This window comes from Solemya elarraichensis gill symbiont, assembly GCF_002021095.1.
In the GTDB taxonomy this organism is placed as follows: domain Bacteria; phylum Pseudomonadota; class Gammaproteobacteria; order Chromatiales; family Chromatiaceae.
The window spans coordinates 1-3,648 of the sequence record NZ_MPRK01000178.1 but is presented as its reverse complement, the minus strand read 5'-3'; the positions used below and the strand labels follow the sequence as shown (position 1 = coordinate 3,648).

The 3,648-nt window shown below is 50.5% G+C and carries 7 protein-coding genes; 4 read left to right on the top strand and 3 right to left on the bottom strand.

The annotated features are described in order from the left end of the window. Positions 1 to 103: 103 nt before the first annotated feature. Genes BOW51_RS08470 through arsC form a run of 3 tightly spaced genes read right to left on the bottom strand, consistent with a single transcriptional unit; the run spans position 104 to position 1,379 of the window. Positions 104 to 442 carry a DUF2069 domain-containing protein gene (locus BOW51_RS08470; RefSeq protein ID WP_078477336.1) on the bottom strand — a complete coding sequence of 113 codons (339 nt, stop codon included), beginning with the start codon at positions 440 to 442 and terminating at the stop codon, positions 104 to 106. Next, positions 439 to 1,032 carry an NAD(P)H:quinone oxidoreductase gene (gene wrbA, locus BOW51_RS08465; protein WP_078477335.1) on the bottom strand — a complete coding sequence of 198 codons (594 nt, stop codon included), beginning with the start codon at positions 1,030 to 1,032 and terminating at the stop codon, positions 439 to 441. Before wrbA ends, BOW51_RS08470 begins: the two co-directional genes overlap by 4 nt. Further along, the gene (gene arsC, locus BOW51_RS08460) at positions 1,032 to 1,379 is read right to left on the bottom strand and encodes an arsenate reductase (glutaredoxin) (protein ID WP_078477333.1); all 348 of its coding nucleotides are present in this window, start codon (positions 1,377 to 1,379) and stop codon (positions 1,032 to 1,034) included. Before arsC ends, wrbA begins: the two co-directional genes overlap by 1 nt. A gap of 152 nt (positions 1,380 to 1,531) precedes the next feature. Between arsC and BOW51_RS08455 the strand changes: the two genes are divergently transcribed. From BOW51_RS08455 to BOW51_RS08445, 4 genes are all read left to right on the top strand, one after another. Continuing rightward, positions 1,532 to 1,870 (top strand): TlpA disulfide reductase family protein, encoded by a 339-nt coding sequence (locus BOW51_RS08455; protein ID WP_135568169.1) that lies wholly within the window; start codon positions 1,532 to 1,534, stop codon positions 1,868 to 1,870. A 28-nt stretch (positions 1,871 to 1,898) separates the two neighbouring features. Then, on the top strand, positions 1,899 to 2,036 hold the full coding sequence (locus BOW51_RS11195; protein ID WP_167367289.1) for a thioredoxin domain-containing protein: 138 nt from the start codon (positions 1,899 to 1,901) through the stop codon (positions 2,034 to 2,036). A 5-nt stretch (positions 2,037 to 2,041) separates the two neighbouring features. Next, positions 2,042 to 2,587, top strand: coding sequence for a thioredoxin family protein (locus BOW51_RS08450; protein WP_078477337.1), 546 nt, complete (start codon positions 2,042 to 2,044; stop codon positions 2,585 to 2,587). Between the two features lie 64 nt (positions 2,588 to 2,651). Further along, positions 2,652 to 3,575: a TolC family protein gene (locus tag BOW51_RS08445; RefSeq protein WP_078477329.1), complete on the top strand. Its 924-nt coding sequence runs from the start codon at positions 2,652 to 2,654 to the stop codon at positions 3,573 to 3,575. The last annotated feature ends 73 nt before the right edge of the window (positions 3,576 to 3,648 follow it).

Below are 3,648 nucleotides of genomic sequence, written 5' to 3'. Positions count from 1 at the left end.
CCCCTGCATGGCGTCGACAGCAAGTCGGTTGCGTTCATTAAAGTAGTTGTCGAATGCCGGCTTGCGATTGAGCGCCAGCTTGAGAGGAAACTGGAGCTGCATATTACTCTTGCCGGGTCATCCACTTGGCATGAAATGCGGCACTGAACATCAGTGCCAACGCTGCGATCACTTCGACTGCAGCCAGCAGGCTAAGCGTGTCGAACAGTTCTGTGCTGCCATGCACCAGGTAGAGCAGTGCAACGAATACAGCCACCTGGTAGGTTTTCACGCGTTCATTCAACATGCCACGAACAAGCAGCAGTAATGGCAGTGTGCCAATCAGGAATGGAACAAGGCGTCTGTTTTCATCTTCGATCTGCAATACCCACAGGATGACAGTCGCGGCAAGCAAGATGAGCGAAGCGAGAACTGCAAAATAGGAGAGTTGTCTCTTGTTCATTCTGTTTCCAGACGACTTGCGATTTTTGCAAGGCGCTCACCAAGTGCCCTGCACAGGGCGCTTTCGTCATCGCTTAGTTCGCTGCTATTCTCAAATCCCGCATGATGGCTGGCGCCATAGGGAGTACCGCCACCCTTGGTATGCATCAGCTCGGTTTCTGTATAGGGAATTCCGATCATCGCCATGCCGTGATGCAGTAATGGCAGCATCATTGTCAGGAGTGTTGTCTCCTGTCCGCCATGCAGTGATGTAGACGAGGTAAACAGGGCAGCAGGCTTGTCACGCAAGGCACCGCCTGTCCACAACGCAGAGGTGCCATCAAGAAAGTATTTCAACGGCGCAGCCATGTTGCCAAAACGGGCAGGGCTGCCGAGAGCGAGTCCGGAGCAGTTTTCCAGGTCATCCATGGTTGCGTAGGGTGCGCCACTGGCAGGAACAGCTTCCTCGGTCGCTTCGCATACGGTTGATACCTTGGGCACGGTTCTCAGGCGTGCTTCCATACCGCCTTTTTCTACGCCACGCGCTATCTGCTTGGCCATCGCCTCGGTTGAGCCGCTGTGGCTGTAGAAAAGCACCAGGACATATGACATCAGATGATCTCCAGGACTGTTTCGGGTGGACGGCCAATTGCTGCCTTGCCATTGCTGATGACGATAGGACGCTCGATTAACTTAGGCGTCGCAATCATGGCATCGATGAGTTGTTCATCGCTGAGAGAGTCATCATCAAGCCCCTGTTCCTTGTATTCTTTCTCCTTGGTACGTATCAACTGGCGCGGCTCGAGACCCAGCATCGAGAGTATCTGCTGTAGCTGTTCCCGGTCAGGTGGTGTCTTCAGGTACTCGGTAATTTCAGGCGCAACACCCTTGTCATTGAGCAATTCAAGCGTTTGACGGGACTTGCTGCAGCGCGGATTATGAAATATCTCTACTGTCACGGCGTTCTCCTCTGGATGACAGTCCTCAATTTGGGTAGGCTCTATTCTAACGTGTCAGTAGCGGTGAGTCTCTGCCCATATCACGTGGGAATTGGTATATACATCTCTTAACAGATGTATGATATCGGCTCACGACAAGCGGAAAAGAGTAATTGAACAGAATTAACGCGTACTTCTCAACTCTCATGCTACTGGTGACTCTGTTACTGTCACCAGTTGTAGTGGCTGAGCCGATAGATTTTGAAATGGCAGATATTGATGGCAAGCAGCACAGCCTCTCCAGCTACAGGGGCAAGTGGGTATTGCTCAATTACTGGGCCAGCTGGTGCGGGCCTTGTCGGCAAGAGATGCCAGACCTGGACGAACTTCACGAAAGCAACGAGGATGTCGTCGTACTCGGTATCAACCTGGAAGATGCCAGTGCTCGCAAATTGAGACTGTTCCGTGAGCAGTACTCTATCTCTTTTCCCCTGCTGAAAAGCATCATCTGATGCTGATGGTGTCAATGGTCCGATTCCAATGCTGCCGACCTCTTATCTGCTCAACCCGGAAGGCGAAATCGCCGGATACCAGGTTGGCACAATCTCAAGGGAAGCGAGAGAATCCTACATCAAGAAACAGGGAAAACAGGCTAAAAATAAAAAGCCAACGGAGTGATTAAAATGCGATTGATTAAAACACTTCTCTTTCTTCTCGCCATCTCTCCTGCTGCTATTTTTGCAGCAGATTACAAAGATTTCTTTGATGAGGGTTTCGGTGATTTTCAGGAAGAGCTGGAAAACGCGGCTGATGAAGGCAAGAAGGGCATCTTGCTGATGTTCGAGATGGATGAGTGTCCGTTCTGCCATCGTATGAAAAGAACCGTACTCAACCAGTCCGAAGTGCAGGACTTTTTTCATGAGCATTTCAAGATTTTCACAGTGGATGTCGAAGGTGACCTGGAGATTGTCGACTTCAACGGTGAAGATACGACCCAAAAAGAGATGTCCCTGAAACAGTTCAGGGTACGTGCCACACCTGTTTTCCAGTTTGTCGATCTTGACGGAAAACCGGCACGACGCGGACGTTACACAGGCGCGACATCTGGCATCGATGAGTTCATGCTGTTTGGTCAATATCTTGTCGAAGGCCTCTATGAAGACATGCGTTTTAGCAAATACAAGAAAACTGTTGTCGGCGAGAAGAAGGCCGACGCACCAAAGGGGTAATGAATTGCACCGGATAAGCAGCAATTTAACCTCTCGATACGGCCTCGTCAGCGGCGTGACCCTGATGCTGTCATCCCTGTTTCTCTCTCCCGTATATGCTCAAGAGTTAACCCTGGAGCAAGCGCTGTCAGCTGTAAATGAATCCAGTGCTGCAGTACGTTTCGGCATGCAGCAGGATAATGACTTCAGACAACGCAAGGTTTCTGAGTGCCAGGAGAGAATGCTCAAGCCACTGCTGTTTGATGCACCACACCTGAGCTGTTCCGTTGATCACCTGTTGACACCCCAGCAACGACAGAAGTTGCTTGTTCTCAGGCGTTTTCTCGATGTTGTGCTCGCCGATGATCGTGCCGGCCTTGAAAACGAGGCATTGGCTATCGCCTTTATCGACTTTGACCGAACACAGACACGTATGCAGCAGGGGCAAAGGTCTGAACTGGATGTAAGCCAGTTCCAGGCACTGTATCAGCCTGTGAGGGTGCGTTTTACTGAAGGTGAAAAATCGCAGAGACTGAGCCGTGAACTACTGGCACTTGCACAGGGTAAACCTGGTGAGCTCTCTGCGGATATTGAGATACCTGATTTTAACTCCTGGCTTAAACTTCCTGAAACAGAAAGCAAAGAGATGATTGCGCGTGCACTTCAATCAAATCCGGTGTTGCAGAAACTTGCGAATGAAACACCATTGCATGAAATGATGCGTGACCAGATGCGCTATTCAATTATCGAGATCATGCAGGCACTCGATGTGATGCAGATCGAAATGGAAGCTGCTCAGGCACATATCGATTACAGAGATCTCTACCTCGACAGAAGCCGCACCCTATATGAACTGGAGGTTAAGGCAGATTTGGGAGATTCGATGGTTGAGCAGACAAGTGCACGTCTGGTGCGCCGTGAAACCCTCTTTCAAATCGTCATGCTACGCGCAACACTCAATGCCCTGCAGGGATATCCACTCGATACAAGCGTGTCTTTGATCTCGTGATGTAAAACGGGACATCCAAGTCGCCCTTTTACACTCGATCTTCGACAGCCTTTATTGCCCCGGACGCCCTGCG

What these genes read in the sequence shown, in the direction of transcription:
- BOW51_RS08470 (WP_078477336.1), bottom strand. Translation starts at nt 442, where the DNA reads ATGAACAAGAGACAACTCTCCTATTTTGCAGTTCTCGCTTCGCTCATC.
- wrbA (WP_078477335.1), bottom strand. Translation starts at nt 1,032, where the DNA reads ATGTCATATGTCCTGGTGCTTTTCTACAGCCACAGCGGCTCAACCGAG.
- BOW51_RS11195 (WP_167367289.1), top strand. Translation starts at nt 1,899, where the DNA reads ATGCTGCCGACCTCTTATCTGCTCAACCCGGAAGGCGAAATCGCCGGA.
- BOW51_RS08450 (WP_078477337.1), top strand. Translation starts at nt 2,042, where the DNA reads ATGCGATTGATTAAAACACTTCTCTTTCTTCTCGCCATCTCTCCTGCT.
- BOW51_RS08445 (WP_078477329.1), top strand. Translation starts at nt 2,652, where the DNA reads ATGCTGTCATCCCTGTTTCTCTCTCCCGTATATGCTCAAGAGTTAACC.